The sequence below is a fragment of the Streptomyces sp. 4F14 genome (genome assembly GCF_048159485.1).
In the GTDB taxonomy this organism is placed as follows: Bacteria; Actinomycetota; Actinomycetes; order Streptomycetales; family Streptomycetaceae; genus Streptomyces.
This window is the reverse complement of record NZ_JBLRVY010000026.1, coordinates 98,763-115,991: the sequence shown is the minus strand read 5'-3', so window position 1 is coordinate 115,991 and position 17,229 is coordinate 98,763. Positions and strand designations below refer to the sequence as shown.

The window sequence follows — 17,229 nt, the reverse complement described above, 5'->3', positions numbered from 1 at the left end:
TGTACGGAAACAGAGGTTAGATACGTGAACCAGGCCCGTCAATGGAGCGCACGGGCCCGCCGTATCGCGTACACCCCGGCCGCCGCCAGCAGCGCCGCGATCCCCGCGACCGCGCCGACGGTCACCCCGGTGGAGGCGAGGCTTCCCCCTGCGGTCGTAGTACCTCCGAGGGACCCCCCGGAGGACGACGTCCCGTCCGTGGACCCCGTAGTACCCGTAGACCCCGTAGTACCCGTAGTACCTGAGTCGCCCCCCGTAATACCCCCGGTGGTCCCCGTCCCCGGATCCGTCTCCACCGGCTTCTGCCCCACGAAGCTCACCGGCACCTTGACGTCCTGCGACCGGTCCCCGGACAGCGTGTGGTCCGCCCGGGTCGCCAGCACGCACGTCACCTTGAAGCAGTCGGTGTACTCGTCCTTGGCGTCGAGGCTCAGCTCGACGGAGAAGGTCCCCCCGTTCCCGTACGGCTTCGCCAACTCCTTGCCGTAGTCGGGCGGGTTGGAGGAGATCCACGCCGAGGAGTGCGACGCGCCGGTCATGTCGACGCCCCCGATGCACGGTGTCGGCAACTGCCCGGCGCCGTTGTCGACGCAGAGGGCGACGTAGATGCCCTTGGCCTCGTCGTACCCGGCCCCGGTGACCTTGACGGTCTGCTGCTCGACGGCGAGGTTGTTGACCGGCGTGACGGTCAGCTTCTGCCCCTCGGCGCCGGTGACGGTCCGGGTCCCGGACGGCGTGGTCCCGCCGGGCGTCTCACCGCCGCCGGTGGTGGTACCGCCCGCGTTCGTGCCGGCGGCTTCCTTCACCGTCAGCGTGAACTCCGAACTCCGCGTCGTACCACCCGCGTTGGAGAAGACGACCCGGTAGCGGTAGCCGTCCTGGGCGGCCCGCGCGGTGAAGCCGTACGTCTGGGAGGTGGCGCCCGCGACGGTCGTCCAGGTCTGGCCGTCGTCGGGGCTGACCTCCCACTTCTGGGCCGGTGCCGGGACGCCCTCGGCGGCGGCGACGAAGGTGACCTTGTCGCCGGCGGTGACGGTCTGGTCGGTGGGGGTCTGGGTGACCTCGGGGGACACCCGCAGGTCCACCTTGACGACCTTGCTCTCCGCGTACTTGGTGAGGTAGACGGAGGTCGCGCCGGGGGTGACCGCGACGCCCGCGTAGACCGTGCCCGCGATGCTGCCGGGCAACGCGAGGGGCGCGGCGGCCTGTCCGAAGGTCGCGCTGTCGAGGATCTGGAGCGAGCCGGCGCCGTCGGCGCCCTCGGCCGCCGTGCCGTAGTCCTCGCGCAGGACGAACGCGCGCCCGGAGGTCTCGTCGAAGGCCATGGCGAGCGGCCGGTCCTTCGCGGTGAGCGTCTTGAGCGCGACGCCGTTCTTGTCGAGGACGAGGACGTTGTCGTCGACGGCCACCCACACGTTGCCGTTCGCCGGGTCGGCCTCGACGAAGTAGACGGAACCGGCGGGGAGTTCGGCGGTGGCGGTGACCGCGAAGGCGGCGGACCGCGTGTCGACGCGCCGCAGCACCTTCTTGCCGTCGGCCGAACCGACCGACCAGGCAACGCCGTTGGCCGCGTCGACGCCCAACTGGGCGCCGCCTTCGAGGGAGATGGTCCGCTTCACCGTGCCGGTGAGGGTCTCGACCTCGGAGAGGGCGGCGCCCTGCGCGACGAGGACGGTGGACGCGGTGGCGGGCCCGGTGCCGGTGACGGTGGCGCCGTTCAGCCAGGTGCCCTCGGCGCGCGCGTCGCCGGCCTTGGCGGTGGCGAGGCCGCGCAGCGGGAAGTGGAAGGAGACGCCGTCGCCGGGCAGTGGGGCGATGATCTGCCGGACCACGCGCGCGGCGAGCGTGCCGCCCGCGCCGGGTGCCTGGGCGGTGTGGCCGAGAACCTTGCCGGTGGCCGGGTCGAGGGCGTAGAGGCCCTGTTCGGCGATGTCGGAGGTGTCGGGGATGTTGTCCGAACCGACGTACAGCTTCCCGGAGTCGGGGTGGACCAGGAGGTCCAGCGGGCGGCCCGCGGTGGTGAACTCGGCGGCCTGCGCGTAGGAGACGGTCCCGGCGGGGACGTCCACGCCGCCGTCCTCGCCGCCGCCCGGGTCCTGGCCCTGGAAGGTGACGGGGATGCGTACGTCCTGGGAGCGATCACCGGGCGCGTTGTGGTCGACGCGGGTGACGACCGAGCAGGCGACCTGGGTGCAGTCGAGGCCGCCGTCCTTGGCCTTGATGCCGAGCTGTACGTCGAAGGTGCCGCCCGCGCCCCACTTCTCGGCGACCCCGGCGGGGGCCTCCGTGGAGCCGGCGGGGACGATCCACTTGGAGGCGCCGCTGCCGCCGGTCTGGTCGGCGCCGCCGAGGCAGGGCGTGGGGATGCGGTTGTCGCCGTTGTCCTTGCAGAGCGCGACGTACACGCCCTTGGTGACGTCGTACCCGGCGCCGGTCACTCTCAGGGTCTCCCCCTCAAGAGCCAGTCCGGCCGAGGCGGAGACGGTGAGCCGCTGGCCGTCCTTGCCGAACGCGGTACGGGGGGTGTCGGCGGCCCGCGCGTCCGCGCCCACCGTGACGGCCGTCGCCGCCGCGGCCACGAGCGTCACCGCGCCGAGCAGCGCGGCGGGCCGTCTCAGCCGCCGGGCGGGGGTGTCGTCTGTCATGGAGGTTCCTCGCTGACCGGGTAGTACCGAGGGGGTAGTACCGAGGGGCGCCCCGCAGCAGGCGCCCCTCGGAGACCAGGACCAGTACGGGACTGGTGCGGGACTACTGGAAGGTGATCGGCACGTGGACGTCGTAGTTGCGGTCGTTCGTGTCGAAGTGGTCGGCGCGGGTCACGACCGCGCACTCGACGTCCTGGCCGCAGACGCTGCCGTCGTCCAGCGTGGCCTTGACGAAGATGTTCACGCTGAAGGTGCCGCCGGTGCCGAACTTGGAACTGTTGGCGAAGAGGCCGCCGAAGGTGTTGTTGATCCAGTGCGAGGCGCCGGTGGAGCCGGACTCGTCCTGGCCGCCGAGGCAGGGGGTCGGCTTGTTCGCGCCGGCCGCGCCGTCGACGACACACAGGCCGACGTAGATGCCCTGGCCGGTGTTGTAGCCGGAGCCGCTGACGGTGACGACCTGGCCGGCGGCGGAGGCGCCGGCCGGCGAGGTGAGGGAGAGGTTGTAGGTGGTGCCGCCGTCGGTGACCGTGCGGGTGGCGGTCGCGGCGGAGGCGGAGGTGGCCAGGCCCAGGGTGAGCGCGGACGCGGCGGCGACGGCGAGACCGGCGCGGGCGGCGGTGCGGGCGGAGGCGACTCTCATGGGAGACCCTTCTCGTCGGTTCCAGCCTGGATGGCTTGAACTTAGGTAAGGCTAACCTAAGTACGATCTTCGGCTGTTTGTCAATGGGAGGTAAAGCCGGTCACCTCGAACTCGGCGTCCAGCACAGCCTGTTCACCGGTCACCGGGGTCACCTCGACCGTGTGCGCACCCTGGGCCGCGGTCTCGTACACCGGGAACTCCTGCGCGAACCGCCCGTCGGCGTCGGCCACCGCCTGGTACCGCGTGTCCCCGTCGATCGCGACGAGCAGGACCGTGCCGGGCGTGAACCCCTCACCGGTGAGCCGTTGTTGGCCGCCGGCCGCGAGAGTCGGGTGAACGAGGGAGACGGCGGCCGGTACGGACACCGCCGCCTCGGCACCCGGCGGCGACGGCGTGGGGCTCGCGGCCGGCGCCCCGACAGGCTCTTCGACAGCCCCGGTGCCCACCGTCACGTCGAGCACCCCGAGCCCGTCTCCGGCCACGAACCCCCGCCCACTCCAGGAAGAGAGCAACTCGGCGCCCTCCTCGGAGAGTTCGGCCCGCAGCCCGGCCCAGGTCACGGCGCCCTCCCGGACGACGGGACCCGTACCCTCGGCGGCGACCTCCGCGAACGTCACCTCACGGGCCCGCCCGTCCACAGCCGTACGCGCCTGGAGCGCGCCCGCTTTCCCGGTGAGCCGCAGTGTCAACCCGGCGAGCACCAGGGGCTGTTGCCCTTCGGCACCGTCGAGCCGCACGGCGCCGCCCAACCGCACCTCCCCCGAGGCCCGTTCGGCGTCGACGTCCCCGCCGACCGCCGGGAAGGACAGCTCACCGGCATCCACGGCGGGTTCCGTCACGCCGAACGTGACGCCCCGGGCGGCGAGTTCACTGTCGGCGGCGGACCAGTCGGCCCGCCCTTCGACGGTCTCACCGGCGAGCGCGCCGGGGCTGCCGAGTGCGAGCAGGGCGCCGGTCGCCAGCGAGACGACGGCCGTTCTCTTCGCCATGTTCCGTTCCCTCTCGGGGATATGAAGTTCTGGGCAAGGAAGTTGATGCGACGTCAGTTGGCGGCGGCCCGGCGCCGGCGGGCCCACGCCCACGCCCCGCCCCCCGCAGCGAGCAGCCCCGCCGAGGCGAGCCCCAGCGGCAGCGCGAGCCCGGACCCGGTGCCGGCCATGGACCCCGAGGGCGCCGAGGAGGTCACCGACCCCGGGGAACCGCCGGTCGCGGAGGCCGACGGCGTGGCACTGGGCGCACGCGAACTCCCGCCCGTCGCACCGGAGTCGGCGCCCCCGAACGCCACCGGGATCCGCACCGTCTGGCTCTGGTCGCCGCCCCGCGTGTGGTCGTTGCGCGTGATGGCCGCGCACGTCACCCCGGCCGCCGTGCAGTCGGTGTTCGCGTCCTTCGCCCGCACCTTGAGCTGGACGCTGAAGGTCCCCTGGTGCGCGCTGCCGCCGTACGGTTTCGCCAGCCCCTCACCGTAGGAAGGGGGGTTGGAGGAGACCCAGACGGACGCGCCGGACTCGCCGGACATGTCGACGCCGCCGACGCAGGGCGTGGGCGTCCTGCCGGGGCCGTTGTCGACGCAGAAGGCGACGTAGATGCCCTTCTCCGTGTTGTAGCCGGTGCCGCTGACGGTCACCGTCTCGCCCGCCGCGGCGAGGCCGGACGTCTTGGACACGGTGAGTTTCTGGCCCTCGGGTCCCGAGGCCGTACCGCTCGCGGCGGATGCCGTCGGAGCGGCCGCGAACAGGGCGGCGGCCGCGAGAGAACACACAACTCCGTGGCCACGCAGGCCACTTGCCGAGGTCATGAAACACCCCCACCAGGCGAAACTAAGGAAAGCCTAACCTAAACTAAGCGTCAAGGAACTGCCAAGCACCGCGGAGAGGAAAGACCATGCGGAGACGACTGGCCGCCCTGGGGGCGGGCCTCGCGCTGCTGACGGCGGCCTGCGGCGGGGGCGGCGGGAGCAACGCGCAGAACGCGCCGAAGACCGCGAGCGCCCGGGCCGCGGCCGCGGTCCAGCGGCTCGCGGAGAACACCGTCGTACCCCTCGAAGGGCCCGCCCCCGCACCGGAGTTGCCGGTCACGGTCGACTCCTCGGACGGCCGGAAGGTGACCGTCACGGACGCCTCGCGGATCCTGCCGCTGAACGGCGGGGTCGCGGAGATCGTGTTCACGCTCGGGCTCGGGAAGAACGTCGTCGGGCGGGACATCACGGCGACGTTCGCGGAGGCGAGGAAGCTTCCGCAGGTCACCAAGGCGCACGACGTGAGCGCGGAGAGCGTGCTGTCGCTGCGGCCGACGGTCGTGCTCGCCGACACCGACACCGGGCCCAAGGAGGCGATCGACCAGATCCGGGAGGCCGGGGTCCCCGTCGTCGTCCTGGACCCGGCGACGAAACTCGCCGACGTGACGACCCGAACGACCCGGATCGCGTCGGCACTCGGCGTGCCCGACGCCGGGAAGGCGCTCAACTCACGGATGGAGAAGGAGCTTTCGCAGGCGCGGGCGGGGGTTCCGGAGGGCAGCAGGCCGAAGGTCGCGTTCCTCTACATGCGGGGCAGCGCGGCCGTGTACCTGATCGGCGGCAAGGAGTCGGGCGCGGACTCCCTGCTGGAGGCCGCCGGGGCCCAGGACGCGGGCGTGGCCGCCGGGTTCACGCGTCCGTTCACGCCGATCACCACCGAGGCGCTCGCACAGTCGAGCCCCGACGTCATCCTCATGATGACCAAGGGGCTCGACTCGGTCGGCGGCCTGAACGGCCTGCTCCAGGTCCCCGGCATCGCCCAGACCCCGGCCGGGATGAACAAGCGGGTCGTCGACATGGAGGACGGAGTCCTGCTGAGCTTCGGCCCGCGCACACCGCTCGTCATCGACATCCTGGTGGACAGGATCCACCACAACTAGAAGACGTACGCCTCGACTTCCGCGAGGTACCGGGCCCGCCGCTCCTCGTCGTCCTCCAGGAAGGACGCGACGAAGGAGTTGCGGGCCAGCTCGCGCAACTGCTCCTGCCTCAGCCCGAGTCGGAGCGAGATCGCGTCGAAGTTGTCGCCCGCGTAGCCCCCGAAGTACGCGGGGTCGTCGGAGTTGACCGTGCACAGCAGCCCGGCGTCGAGCATCGCGGGCAGCGGGTGGTCGGCGAGGGTGTCGACCGCCCGCAGCCGTACGTTGGACAGCGGGCACAGGGTCAGCGGGACCCGGTCGCGCACCAGCCGCTCCACCAGGGCCGGGTCCTCCATGCAGCGCAGCCCGTGGTCGATCCGCTCCACGCCGAGGACGTCGAGGGCCTCCGTGATGTACGCGGCCGGCCCCTCCTCCCCCGCGTGCGCCACCCGGCGTAGTCCCAGAGAGGCAGCCGCCTCGTACACCTCGCGGAACTTCGCCGGCGGGTGCCCGACCTCGGCGGAGTCGAGACCGATACCCGTCATACGGTGGAGGTACGGCTTCGCGGCCTCCAGGGTCTCCATCGCGGACTCGGCGGACTCGTCGCGCAGGAAGCACATGATCAGCCGGGTGGAGACGCCGTGCCGTGCCTCGCTCTCGCCGAGCGCCCGCCACAGCCCCTCGACGACCGTGCCCATCTCCACGCCGCGCGCGAGGTGCGCCTGCGGGTCGAAGAAGATCTCCGCGTGCCGCACGCCCTGCGCGGCGGCCCGTGCGAGGTAGGCGTCCGCGAGGTCCGCGAAGTCCTGTTCCGTGCGCAGGACCGCCATCAGCGCGTAGTACAGGTCCAGGAACGACTGGAGGTCCTCGAAGTCGTACGCCCGCCGCAGCGCCTCGGTGTCCGCGTGGGGCAGCGTCACACCGTTGCGCTCGGCGAGAGCGAAAGCGAGCTCCGGCTCCAGGGTGCCTTCGATGTGCAGGTGCAGTTCAGCTTTGGGGATGGGCATCCGAGCATCGTACGGCGGTTTCACCGACGTTTCGGAACCGGCACTCGCATGAGGTCCCGGGCGACCGTCAGCTCGCCCTCGAACCCCGCGGCCCTCGCCTGGCGCTCGAACTCCTCCGGCTCCGGGTAGCGCTGGCTGAAGTGGGTGAGGACCAGGTGCCGCACTCCGGCGTCCCGCGCGGCCGACGCCGCCTGCCCCGCCGTCAAGTGACCGTGGTCCTCGGCGAGTCGGGCGTCCTCGTCGAGGAACGTCGACTCGATGACCAGCATGTCGCAGCCCTCCGCGAGCGCGTGCACGCCCTCGCACAGGCGGGTGTCCATCACGAACGCGAACCGCTGGCCGCGGTGCAGCTCGCTCACGTCGTCCAGCGAGACACCGTCCAGAACGCCGTCCCGCTGGATCCGGCCGACGTCCGGGCCCTTAATGCCGTGCGCCGCGAGGCGGTCGGGCAGCATACGGCGGCCGTCCGGCTCGACCAGGCGGTAGCCGTACGACTCGACGGGGTGCGAGAGCTTGTGCGCCTCCAGGGTGTACGAGGGGCCCTCGGCCAGCGTGAGCATGCCGCTGCCCGCGACCGGGGCCTCCGTGACACCGACGGTCTCGCGGTACGCGGTCGAATAGCGCAGCCTGTCGAAGAAGCGCTGGCCCGAACGCGGATAATGCGCGATCACCGGATGCGGGACCTGGTCCAGATTGATCCGCTGAATCACCCCGGCGAGACCCAGTGAATGGTCTCCGTGGAAATGGGTGACGCATATCCGGTTCAGATCGTGCGCGGCGATTCCGGCCCGCACCATCTGCCGCTGCGTCCCCTCGCCGGGGTCGAAGAGAATTCCCTCGGCGTCCCACCTGAGGAAATACCCGTTGTGATTACGGTGCCGGGTGGGCACCTGGCTCGCCGTCCCCAGCACCGTCAACTCACGTACGGACACAAGCACTCACCCTGGCGGCCACTGAAGCCCACGCCCGCCCAGGACGTGCGCGTGAACATGGAACACGGTCTGCCCGGCACCGGCCCCGGTATTGAAAACCGTCCGATAACTGTCGAGCTTCTCCTCGTCGGCGACGGCCTGCGTCTCCCGCAGGACATCCGCGAGAACATCGGGAGCCCCCACAGCCAGAGCGCCGGCATTCTCGTAATGCACCTTGGGAATCACGAGCACATGCGTGGGCGCCTGAGGATTGATGTCCCGGAACGCGACAGTGGTCTCGGTCTCCCTGACAATGGTCGCCGGAATCGTCCCGGCGACCACCTTGCAGAACAGACACCCGCCCTGCGGCTCCCCTGCCATACGTGTCCCTCCTAGGTAGTAGAACGAATGGTAGTCGTACGGGTGTGGCGGACACCTGGCCGGTCCGCTCCTCCCCGCACCTCTACGACGGCAGCCCCGGCACCTCCGGCGCCACCCGGGCCTCCCCCTGTCCCAGCCCGTCCAGCGCCAGCCCTATCGCCGCGTCCAGCTGCACATCCGCCCCCGCCACATAGTCCTGAGGTCGTACCACCACCTCCACATCGGGGTCGACCCCGTGGTTCTCCACCCCCCACTCGAACCCCTCCAGCCAGAACGCGTACTTCGGCTGGGTGACCAGCGTCCGGTCCACCAGCCGGTACCGGCTGTCGATGCCGATGGTCCCGCCCCAGGTCCGGGTCCCGACCACCGGCCCGATCCCGAGGGCCTTGATCGCCGCGTTGACGATGTCCCCGTCGGACCCGGAGAACTCGTTGGCGATGGCGACGACGGGCCCGCGGGGCGCGTCGAGGGGGTAGGTCGTGGGCCGCATCCCCCGGGCGAGGTCCCACCCGACGACCCGCCGCGCGAGCTTCTCGACGACGAGCTGGGAGGTATGCCCGCCCCGGTTCTCGCGGACGTCGACGAGGAGCCCTTCCCTGGCCACCTCGACCCGCAGGTCACGGTGGATCTGGGCCCACCCGGGCGCCTGCATGTCGGGAACGTGGAGGTACCCGAGCCGCCCCCCGGACGCGGCATGGACGTACGCCCGCCGGTCGGCGACCCACGCGTGATACCTGAGAGCCTCCTCATCCCCCACAGGTACGACGACGGCATGCCGGACGTCACCCCCGTCGGCGGGCGAGACAGTCAGCTCGACGGCTTTCCCGGCCGTACCGACGAGGAGAGGACCAGGCCCGGCGACGGGGTCGACGGGATGCCCCCCGACGGCGACGATCGCGTCCCCGACCCGTACGGCGACTCCCGGCGCCGCGAGGGGAGAGCGCGCCTCGGGGTCGGACGTCTCGGAGGGCAGGATCCGGTCGACGCGCCAACTCCCGTCGGCGGCACGGGAGATGTCCGCCCCGAGTAGCCCTTGCCGGGGCCCGCGCCCGTACGCCCAGCCGGGCGTGACGTACGCGTGGGAGGTCCCCAGCTCGCCCTGAACCTCCCAGAGGAGGTCGACGAGGTCGTCGTGGGTGGCGACGCGTTCGAGGACGGGCCGGTAGCGGTCGAGGACGCCGGTCCAGTCGACGCCGCCGAGGTCCTCCCGCCAGAAGTTGTCCCGCATCAGGCGGCCCGCCTCGTCATACATCTGCCGCCACTCGGCGGCGGGGTCGACGGTCTGCCGGATCCGCGCGAGGTCGACGGTGATGTTGGAGTCGCTGTCCTCGTCGCCGGAGGCCCGCCGGTCGCTGGGGACGACCTTGAGCTTGCCGTCGGTCCACAGCAGGAGCCGTTTCCCGTCGCCGCTGACCTGGAAGCCGTCGGCGTCGTCGGCGAGGTGCTCGACGCGCCGCCCGGCGAGGTCGTACCGCTCCAGGTCGGTGGTGGCGGCGGGGTCCTCGGGGGTGGCCCTGGAGGTGCCGAGGACGCCCTGGACGGGGTGGCGCAGCCACAGGAGCCCGTCCTTGGCTGCGCGCAGCGACGAGTAGCGGCCGGCCTCGACCGGGAAGGGCACGATGCGGTCCGCGAGCCCGTCGAGGTCGACGCGGGTCGCGGGGGTGCCCTCGCTGTCGGGGGTCTCGTCCTTGTCGGGCGCCTCGAAGGCCCGCCCGTGCCGCTGGGGCCCGAAGGGGGACGGGGTGGTCGCGGCGAGGGTGATGAGGTGGGGGCGGGCGCCGGCGAGGAAGGACAGGTCGAAGACGTGCTGGTCGTAGACGGGGTCGAAGGCGCGGGTGGAGAGGAACGCGAGGTGCTTGCCGTCGAGGGTGAACGCGGGCGCGTAGTCGCGGAAGCGCAGCGGCGTCGCCTCGGTGACCGACAGGTCGGTGGTGTTGGCCAGCATCAGCTGACTGAGCGGGCTCGGGCCGGGGTGGGTCCAGGCGAGCCAGCCGGAGTCCGGTGAGAAGACCAGGTCGGAGACGTCGCCGTCGTCGCTGTGGACGACCTCGCGGACCTCGCCGCTCTCCCGCTCGACGAACAGCAGCCGACCGTCGTGCGAGGCGACGGCGGCCCGGCTGCCGTCGGGCGCCATGGCCAGCTCAAGGACCCGCCCGAGCGCGCCGCCCGCGAGCCGGCGCGGGGTGGCACCCGGCGCGATCCCGGTCGAGGGCGCGAACTCCAGCGCGTCCTCCCCCTCCGCGTCGGTCACCCACACGACCCACTCCTCGCCCTCCGGCGTACGGAAGGTCCGCGGCAGCCGCGCCCGCACCCCCGGCTCGGCGGCGAGCGCGCGGGCGGGTCCGGCGCGGTGGGTGACCCAGTGCAGCCCGCCGCGGACCTCTACGGCGCTGCCGCGCGCGGTGTGGTCGGGCGCGGCCTCGCCGAGCCAGCCGGCGGGGGCGAGGGGGCGGGGTCTGCGGTCCATGCGCTGGCCGCCCAACCGGACGTCCAGGAGCCGGGGTTCGGCCCCGTCGAGGTCGTCGAGGAGCCAGAGCGCGCCGCCGGACGCGTACACGAGCCGGGTGCCGTCGCTGGTCAGGTGCCGTGCGTAGAAGCCGCCTTGGGGGGTGTGCCGGCGCAGGTCGGACCCGTCGGCGAGCGAGGAGTACACGGCGCCGGTCCCCTCGTGGTCGGAGAGAAAGGCGATCCTCTCCCCCACCCACGCGGGCGACTCCAGGTTCCCGTCCAACTCGGCGTGCAGCCGGACGAATTCGCCCTCCTGACCGGGGTCGATCCACAACTTGCCCGCCATGCCGCCCCGGTAGCGCTTCCAGTGCGCCGCCTCCCGGCCGTGCCGCGCGGACAGCAGCACGACATGCGGCCCGCCGAGCGCGAGATCGTCGACGAGTCCGTACGGCAGGGTCGTCGCCGGTCCCCCGTCGAGCGGGACGGCACGGGCCCAGCTCCGGGAGCGGGACGCCTGGTCGTACGTCGACACGACGAGGACGTGCCCCTCGGGGGTCCAGCCGCACACGCGGGTGGACGCGCTCCCCCAGTACGTCAGCCGGGTCGACGGACCGCCCTCGACCGGCGCGACCTGGACCTCCCGGGCCCCGTCCCGCGTCGACGTCCAGGCGACCGTCGCCCCGTCCGGGGATATCCGGGGGGCGGTGACGGGCATGTTGTCGGCGCTCACCCGCCAGGCCCGACCACCGTCGAGCGGTGCGAGCCAGACGTCGTCCTCGGCGGTGAAGGCCACCAAGTCGCCGTGCAGATGCGGGAACCGGAGATACGCAGCGGGCTGGGTCACCGGCTCACCCTAAGCGGGGAACGCCCGCAGAGACACCGCTTTCGGATCACCTGCCCGCATATCCGCGAGCCTCCCGCCACCGGGTCCGGCAGGATGAGGGCCATGCGCTTACGGAAGATCACGGTGGGCCGGGACTACCACTGGTCCGTCCGCCATGCCCACCCGCCCTGCCGGGACACCCTCAGCCTGGGCCGCGACAACGTCCGGCTGCGCCTCGTCTTCGCCGGGGGCCCGGGCCGTATCCCCTCCGGCGGCTTCACCACCGGCACGGGCACGGTCAGCACGCCCGACCGTCATCTGAACCTCCGTCTCCCGTCCGTGGTCCGGGCGTTCGTGGAGGAGGCCGAGAACAGGGGCCTGTTCGGGGCGTGTTCGGAGGTCGACGGCTGGGAGCTGTTCGACGCGGCGGCCGACCGGGTCCGGGCTACGACCAGCGACCGGTCCGCCCCAGCACCAGCGCCGCTGCCGCCGTCCCTGCCGTAGACGTACGCAGGACGCTGCGGCCCAGGCGGCACGTCATCGCGCCGGCCTCCTCGAAGAGGGCCAACTCCTCGGGGGAGACGCCTCCTTCGGGGCCGACGACGAGGACGATCTCGCCGGCGGAGGGCAACTCCACCGAAGCGAGCGGCGCGCTCCCGTACTCCCGGTCCTCGTGCAGGACGACCGCGAGGCCGGCCCCCGCGAGAAGCGCGGCGACCTGCTTGCCACTCGCCAGTTCCGCGACCTCGGGGAACCGCACCCGGCGGGACTGCTTGCCCGATTCCCGGGCCGTGGCACGCCACTTGGCCAGCGCCTTCTGGCCGCGCTCGCCCTTCCACTGGGTGATGCACCGGGACGCGGACCAGGGGACGATCGCGTCGACGCCGACCTCGGTCATCGTCTCGACGGCCAACTCCCCCCGGTCACCCTTGGGAAGGGCCTGGACGACGGTGAGGCGGGGCGCCGGGAGCGGCTCCTCGGACACCGGGGAGAGCCGGACCACGAGCCGGTCCTTGCCCTCCGCGGCGAGCACCTCGCCCTCGGCCCAGTGCCCGGCGCCGTCCGTGAGGACGACCGGCTCGCCCGGCTGGAGGCGCTTCACGGAGACCGCGTGCCGCCCCTCGGGGCCGTCGAGCACGAACTCCGGCCCCGCGCCCGCGAGTCGCTCGACCACGAAGACCGGAGCGGTCATCAGGCCACGCCCCCGTCGGCGGTCGGCGCGTCGTCGGGCAGCGGCGCTGTCGCGGCCAACGCGGCGCGCGCGGCGTCCAGTTCGGCCGCGAGCACCTCGACGAGGTCCCCGGCGGGCAGGTCACGGGCCATGCGGTGGCCCTGGCCCGCCCACAGGGCCATGCCCTGCGCGTCCCCGGCCTTCGCGGCGGCCTTGCGCAGCGGCGAGGTGAGGTGGTGGATCTCGGGGTACGCGGCGGGCGCGTACGGGCCGTGCTCGCGCAGGAAGCGGTTGACCAGTCCCCGTGCCGGGCGGCCCGAGAAGGCGCGCGTCAGCTCCGTGCGCGCGAACAGGGGGTTGGTCAGCGCCTGCTTGTGCACGGCGGCCGCTCCGGACTCCGGCGTCGCGAGGAACGCCGTGCCGAGCTGGGCGGCGGACGCGCCTGCCGCCATCACCGCCGCGATCTGGCTCCCCCGCATGATCCCGCCGGCCGCGATCAGGGGCAGCGACACCGCCTCGCGGATCTGTGTGAGCAGAGCGAGGAGGCCGACGCCCGCACGGTCGTTCTCCGGGTTGTCGCGGTGCGTCCCCTGGTGACCGCCCGCCTCGACGCCCTGCACGATCACCGCGTCCGCGCCCGCGCGCTCGATCGCGACGGCCTCCTCCGGGGAGGTCGCGGTGACGAGGGTGAGCGTGCCGGCCCGCCGGAAGTTCGCCAGCGTCTCGGGGCTGGGGGCGCCGAAGTGGAACGACACGACGGGGACGGGGTTGTCGAGCAGGACGGCGAGCTTCGCCTCGTACCCGTCGTCCCGGCCGCTGTCGGGGTCGCCGAGCTCCGTCTCGTACCAGGTGGACTCGCCGGCGAGCTGATGTGCGTAGAGCTCCACCGCGTCCGTCTCGGCGTACTCCGGCTGGGGCATGAAGAGGTTCACACCGAACGGCCGCGAGGTCTGGCCACGGACCTGCTTGATCTCCTCGTACATGCCGTCGGCCGTCTTGTACCCGGCGGCGAGGAAGCCGAGACCGCCGGCCTCGGACACGGCCGCAGCCAGCCTCGGCACGGAGACGCCGCCCGCCATGGGGGCCTGCACGATCGGGAGAGGAAAGAGATCGGTCAGTTCGGAGGACATGACCGCATGTTGTCACGTCCTCCGAACAACCTCGAACCGACCCCGGGTTTGGCACATGCCAACACATGCCGGCGCACAGGCCACAGGACTAACGCCCGTTGAAGGCGTCCTTCAGGCGCGAGAACAACCCTTGCTGCCCGGGCTGACTGTGCCTGCCCGGGGGCCAACCCCCGGACCCCCGGCCGCCGCGCCAGCTCGCGTCAGCGGCCGTTGAAAGCGTCCTTCAGCCGCGAGAACAGCCCTTGCTGCCCGGGCTGGAACTGCCCCGTCGGCCGTTCCTCGCCCCGTAGCTTGGCCAGCTCCCGCAGGAGTCGTTCCTGTTCCGGGTCGAGCTTGGTCGGGGTCTGGACCTCGACGTGGACGATGAGGTCGCCTCGGCCGCCGCCCCGCAGATGCGTGACGCCCCGGCCGTGGAGGGGGATCGACTGGCCGGACTGGGTGCCGGGGCGGATGTCGACCTCCTCCATGCCGTCCAGGGTCTCCAGCGGGACCTTCGTTCCGAGGGAGGCCGCCGTCATCGGGATGGTGACCGTGCAGTGCAGGTCGTCGCCCCGGCGCTGGAACGTGGAGTGCGGGAGTTCGTGGATCTCGACGTAGAGGTCACCGGCGGGACCGCCACCGGGCCCGACCTCGCCCTCGCCGGCGAGCTGGATGCGCGTGCCGTTGTCGACGCCGGCCGGGATCTTGACCGTGAGCGTCCGCCGGGAGCGGATCCGGCCGTCGCCCGCGCACTCGGGGCACGGCGTCGGCACGACCGTCCCGAAGCCCTGGCACTGCGGACAGGGCCGGGAGGTCATGACCTGGCCGAGGAAGGAGCGGGTGACCTGCGAGACCTCGCCACGGCCACGGCACATGTCGCAGGTCTGCGCGGTGGTGCCGGGCGCGGCCCCCTCGCCGCTACAGGTGTTGCAGACGATCGCCGTGTCGACCTGGATGTCCTTGGTCGTACCGAAGGCGGCCTCGTCGAGGTCGACCTCCAGGCGGATCATCGCGTCCTGGCCGCGCCGGGTGCGCGAGCGCGGACCGCGCTGGGACGCCGTACCGAAGAACGCGTCCATGATGTCGGAGAAGTTGCCGAAGCCACCGGCGCCGAAGCCGCCCGCGCCCCCGCCGCCGCTCTGCGAGAGCGGGTCGCCGCCGAGGTCGTAGACCTGCTTCTTCTGCGGGTCCGACAGCACCTCGTAGGCGGCGTTGATCTCCTTGAACCGCTCCTGGGTCTTCGGGTCCGGGTTGACGTCCGGGTGCAGCTCGCGCGCGAGCCGGCGGAACGCCTTCTTGATCTCATCCTGCGACGCGTCACGGCGCACGCCGAGTACGGCGTAGTAGTCCGTGGCCACTTACGACTCCGCCAGGATCTGTCCGACGTACCTCGCCACTGCGCGTACCGCTCCCATCGTTCCCGGGTAGTCCATGCGGGTCGGTCCGACCACGCCGAGCTTGGCGACTGCCTCGCCGCCCGAACCGTAGCCGACCGACACGACGGACGTGGAGTTGAGTCCCTCGTAGGCGTTCTCGTGCCCGATGCGCACGGTCATGCCCGAATCCCCCGCCTCGCCCAGCAACTTGAGGAGCACGACCTGCTCCTCCAGGGCTTCCAGGACGGGCCGGATGGTGAGGGGAAAGTCATGTCCGAAGCGGGTGAGATTGGCGGTTCCGCCGATCATCAGCCGCTCCTCGTTCTCCTCGACGAGCGTCTCCAGGAGAGTGGAGAGCACCATCGAGACCGTACCCCGGTCCTCGCGCTCGAAAGCCTCCGGGAGGTCCTCGACGAGCGGGGGCACGTCGCTGAACCGGCGCCCCGCGACCCGGCTGTTGAGCCGCGCGCGCAGATCCGCCAGCGAGGCGTCCCCGAAGGGCGCCGGGCAGTCCACCATCCGCTGCTCCACCCGGCCCGTGTCCGTGATCAGCACGAGCATCAGCCGCGCGGGCGCGAGCGCCAGCAGCTCGACGTGACGGACGGTGGAGCGGGTGAGGGAGGGGTACTGGACGACGGCGACCTGGCGGGTGAGCTGCGCGAGCAGCCGGACCGTGCGCGCCACCACGTCGTCCAGGTCGACCGCGCCGTCCAGGAAGTGGTGGATCGCCCGGCGTTCGGGCGCCGTCATCGGCTTGACGCCGGCCAGGCGGTCGACGAACAGGCGGTAGCCCTTGTCGGTGGGGATGCGCCCCGCACTCGTGTGCGGCTGGTGGATGAAGCCCTCGTCCTCCAGGACGGCCATGTCGTTGCGCACGGTCGCCGGGGACACCCCGAGGTTGTGCCGTTCGGTGAGCGCCTTGGAACCCACCGGCTCCTCGGTCCCCACATAGTCCTGGACGATCGCGCGCAGCACCTGAAGCCTGCGTTCACTCAGCACCGCGCACACCTCCAGAAGTCCGCCCTTGGCACTCGTCACCTACGAGTGCCAGTGTACGGCGGTCGGGTACCACGGGGGCAAGGTCGTCCCCGTCGCCGGATGGTACGGCTAGCGTCTCTGTATGACGGTGACTTGGGAAGAGCTGGGCTGGGAACGTCTCACGGAAGGCGTCGGCCGCGTCCGCCTGCCGGGATGGGACTGCACGGTGGGGCTGGTGATCACCCCGGACGCCGCGCTCTTGGTCGACGCCGGCTCCAGCCTCCCCGAGGGCGCGCGCCTGCGTGATCTCCTCCCCGTCAATGTGACCCATCTCGCGCTGACCCACCCCCACTTCGACCACGTCCTCGGCGCCGCGTCCTTCCCGGAGGCGGAGGTGTACGCGGCCTACGCCGGGTACGACGCCGCCGAGCTGGCCGACGACGCCGTACGCAACGGCCTCGACGCGGGGCTCGCCCGGGAAGCCGCCGCCGCGCTGACCGCCCCCGGGCACGTGGTCACGCGCGCCTGCACCCCGGTCCCGGGCGTCGACCTCGTGCCCCTGGGTCCCGCCCACAGTCCGTACGACCTTGTCGTCACCGTCTCCGGTGCCGTGCCGGTCGTGTTCTGCGGGGACCTCGTCGAGGAGTCCGGGGAGCCGCAGGCGGGGCCGGACGCCGAGCCGGCGCGCTGGCCCGGGGTGCTGGACGAGCTGCTGGCGCTGGGCGGGGAGGACGCGCTGTACGTGCCCGGTCACGGGGCGGTGGTCGACGCGGCGTTCGTACGGCGGCAGCGGGACGCCCTCGGCGAACGGTTCGGCGTGTCGCGCCGGTGAGTCCCGCGCACGCTTCTCCTATCGTCATCCG

General features: G+C 72.3%; 15 protein-coding genes. 3 read left to right on the top strand and 12 right to left on the bottom strand.

Features of this window, described 5'->3' with window-relative positions; genetic code table 11:
• Positions 1–38 precede the first annotated feature (38 nt).
• From ACLZOT_RS35935 to ACLZOT_RS35920, 4 genes are all read right to left on the bottom strand, one after another.
• The gene (locus ACLZOT_RS35935; RefSeq protein ID WP_416973340.1) at positions 39–2,645 is read right to left on the bottom strand and encodes an immunoglobulin I-set domain protein; all 2,607 of its coding nucleotides are present in this window, start codon (positions 2,643–2,645) and stop codon (positions 39–41) included.
• A gap of 103 nt (positions 2,646–2,748) precedes the next feature.
• Complete coding sequence (locus tag ACLZOT_RS35930) at positions 2,749–3,285, bottom strand: hypothetical protein (RefSeq protein WP_416973339.1); 537 nt, start codon at positions 3,283–3,285, stop codon at positions 2,749–2,751.
• Positions 3,286–3,365: 80 nt separating this feature from the next.
• The gene (locus tag ACLZOT_RS35925) at positions 3,366–4,274 is read right to left on the bottom strand and encodes an HtaA domain-containing protein (RefSeq protein WP_416973338.1); all 909 of its coding nucleotides are present in this window, start codon (positions 4,272–4,274) and stop codon (positions 3,366–3,368) included.
• Between the two features lie 53 nt (positions 4,275–4,327).
• On the bottom strand, positions 4,328–5,083 hold the full coding sequence (locus ACLZOT_RS35920; protein WP_416973337.1) for a hypothetical protein: 756 nt from the start codon (positions 5,081–5,083) through the stop codon (positions 4,328–4,330).
• An 86-nt stretch (positions 5,084–5,169) separates the two neighbouring features.
• Between ACLZOT_RS35920 and ACLZOT_RS35915 the strand changes: the two genes are divergently transcribed.
• On the top strand, positions 5,170–6,183 hold the full coding sequence (locus ACLZOT_RS35915; RefSeq protein WP_416973336.1) for a heme/hemin ABC transporter substrate-binding protein: 1,014 nt from the start codon (positions 5,170–5,172) through the stop codon (positions 6,181–6,183).
• On the opposite strand, the gene ACLZOT_RS35910 is transcribed toward ACLZOT_RS35915, so the two are convergent.
• From ACLZOT_RS35910 to ACLZOT_RS35895, 4 genes are all read right to left on the bottom strand, one after another.
• Entirely contained in the window at positions 6,180–7,169 is a 990-nt protein-coding gene (locus tag ACLZOT_RS35910; protein ID WP_416973335.1) for an adenosine deaminase, read from the bottom strand. The two genes, ACLZOT_RS35915 and ACLZOT_RS35910, sit on opposite strands and share 4 nt — an antisense overlap.
• Positions 7,170–7,189: 20 nt before the next feature.
• Positions 7,190–8,101, bottom strand: coding sequence for a ribonuclease Z (locus tag ACLZOT_RS35905; RefSeq protein ID WP_416973334.1), 912 nt, complete (start codon positions 8,099–8,101; stop codon positions 7,190–7,192).
• A 6-nt stretch (positions 8,102–8,107) separates the two neighbouring features.
• Positions 8,108–8,461 carry a histidine triad nucleotide-binding protein gene (locus tag ACLZOT_RS35900; RefSeq protein ID WP_416973333.1) on the bottom strand — a complete coding sequence of 118 codons (354 nt, stop codon included), beginning with the start codon at positions 8,459–8,461 and terminating at the stop codon, positions 8,108–8,110.
• Between the two features lie 82 nt (positions 8,462–8,543).
• Positions 8,544–11,753, bottom strand: a complete 3,210-nt coding sequence (locus ACLZOT_RS35895) for a S41 family peptidase (RefSeq protein ID WP_416973332.1) — start codon at positions 11,751–11,753, stop codon at positions 8,544–8,546.
• Positions 11,754–11,855: 102 nt separating this feature from the next.
• Here ACLZOT_RS35895 and ACLZOT_RS35890 point away from each other — a divergent pair, with 102 nt between their 5' ends.
• A complete protein-coding gene (locus ACLZOT_RS35890) occupies positions 11,856–12,236 on the top strand; it encodes a hypothetical protein (RefSeq protein ID WP_416973331.1) in 381 nt (126 codons plus the stop codon).
• On the opposite strand, the gene ACLZOT_RS35885 is transcribed toward ACLZOT_RS35890, so the two are convergent.
• The 4 genes from ACLZOT_RS35885 to hrcA form a co-directional block, all read right to left on the bottom strand.
• Positions 12,178–12,924, bottom strand: coding sequence for a 16S rRNA (uracil(1498)-N(3))-methyltransferase (locus ACLZOT_RS35885; RefSeq protein WP_416973330.1), 747 nt, complete (start codon positions 12,922–12,924; stop codon positions 12,178–12,180). The two genes, ACLZOT_RS35890 and ACLZOT_RS35885, sit on opposite strands and share 59 nt — an antisense overlap.
• The gene (locus tag ACLZOT_RS35880) at positions 12,924–14,033 is read right to left on the bottom strand and encodes a nitronate monooxygenase (protein WP_416973329.1); all 1,110 of its coding nucleotides are present in this window, start codon (positions 14,031–14,033) and stop codon (positions 12,924–12,926) included. Before ACLZOT_RS35880 ends, ACLZOT_RS35885 begins: the two co-directional genes overlap by 1 nt.
• A gap of 200 nt (positions 14,034–14,233) precedes the next feature.
• Positions 14,234–15,370: a molecular chaperone DnaJ gene (gene dnaJ, locus ACLZOT_RS35875; RefSeq protein ID WP_416973328.1), complete on the bottom strand. Its 1,137-nt coding sequence runs from the start codon at positions 15,368–15,370 to the stop codon at positions 14,234–14,236.
• Entirely contained in the window at positions 15,371–16,387 is a 1,017-nt protein-coding gene (gene hrcA / locus ACLZOT_RS35870) for a heat-inducible transcriptional repressor HrcA (RefSeq protein WP_416973398.1), read from the bottom strand.
• A gap of 121 nt (positions 16,388–16,508) precedes the next feature.
• Here hrcA and ACLZOT_RS35865 point away from each other — a divergent pair, with 121 nt between their 5' ends.
• Complete coding sequence (locus ACLZOT_RS35865; protein WP_416973327.1) at positions 16,509–17,198, top strand: MBL fold metallo-hydrolase; 690 nt, start codon at positions 16,509–16,511, stop codon at positions 17,196–17,198.
• The last annotated feature ends 31 nt before the right edge of the window (positions 17,199–17,229 follow it).

Bases quoted from the DNA above. Each gene is read 5' to 3' on its own strand.
- ACLZOT_RS35880 (WP_416973329.1), bottom strand. From the start codon at position 14,033: ATGTCCTCCGAACTGACCGATCTCTTTCCTCTCCCGATCGTGCAGGCC.
- ACLZOT_RS35920 (WP_416973337.1), bottom strand. From the start codon at position 5,083: ATGACCTCGGCAAGTGGCCTGCGTGGCCACGGAGTTGTGTGTTCTCTC.
- ACLZOT_RS35925 (WP_416973338.1), bottom strand. From the start codon at position 4,274: ATGGCGAAGAGAACGGCCGTCGTCTCGCTGGCGACCGGCGCCCTGCTC.
- ACLZOT_RS35935 (WP_416973340.1), bottom strand. From the start codon at position 2,645: ATGACAGACGACACCCCCGCCCGGCGGCTGAGACGGCCCGCCGCGCTG.
- ACLZOT_RS35910 (WP_416973335.1), bottom strand. From the start codon at position 7,169: ATGCCCATCCCCAAAGCTGAACTGCACCTGCACATCGAAGGCACCCTG.
- ACLZOT_RS35930 (WP_416973339.1), bottom strand. From the start codon at position 3,285: ATGAGAGTCGCCTCCGCCCGCACCGCCGCCCGCGCCGGTCTCGCCGTC.
- ACLZOT_RS35915 (WP_416973336.1), top strand. From the start codon at position 5,170: ATGCGGAGACGACTGGCCGCCCTGGGGGCGGGCCTCGCGCTGCTGACG.
- ACLZOT_RS35890 (WP_416973331.1), top strand. From the start codon at position 11,856: ATGCGCTTACGGAAGATCACGGTGGGCCGGGACTACCACTGGTCCGTC.
- ACLZOT_RS35885 (WP_416973330.1), bottom strand. From the start codon at position 12,924: ATGACCGCTCCGGTCTTCGTGGTCGAGCGACTCGCGGGCGCGGGGCCG.
- ACLZOT_RS35900 (WP_416973333.1), bottom strand. From the start codon at position 8,461: ATGGCAGGGGAGCCGCAGGGCGGGTGTCTGTTCTGCAAGGTGGTCGCC.
- ACLZOT_RS35865 (WP_416973327.1), top strand. From the start codon at position 16,509: ATGACGGTGACTTGGGAAGAGCTGGGCTGGGAACGTCTCACGGAAGGC.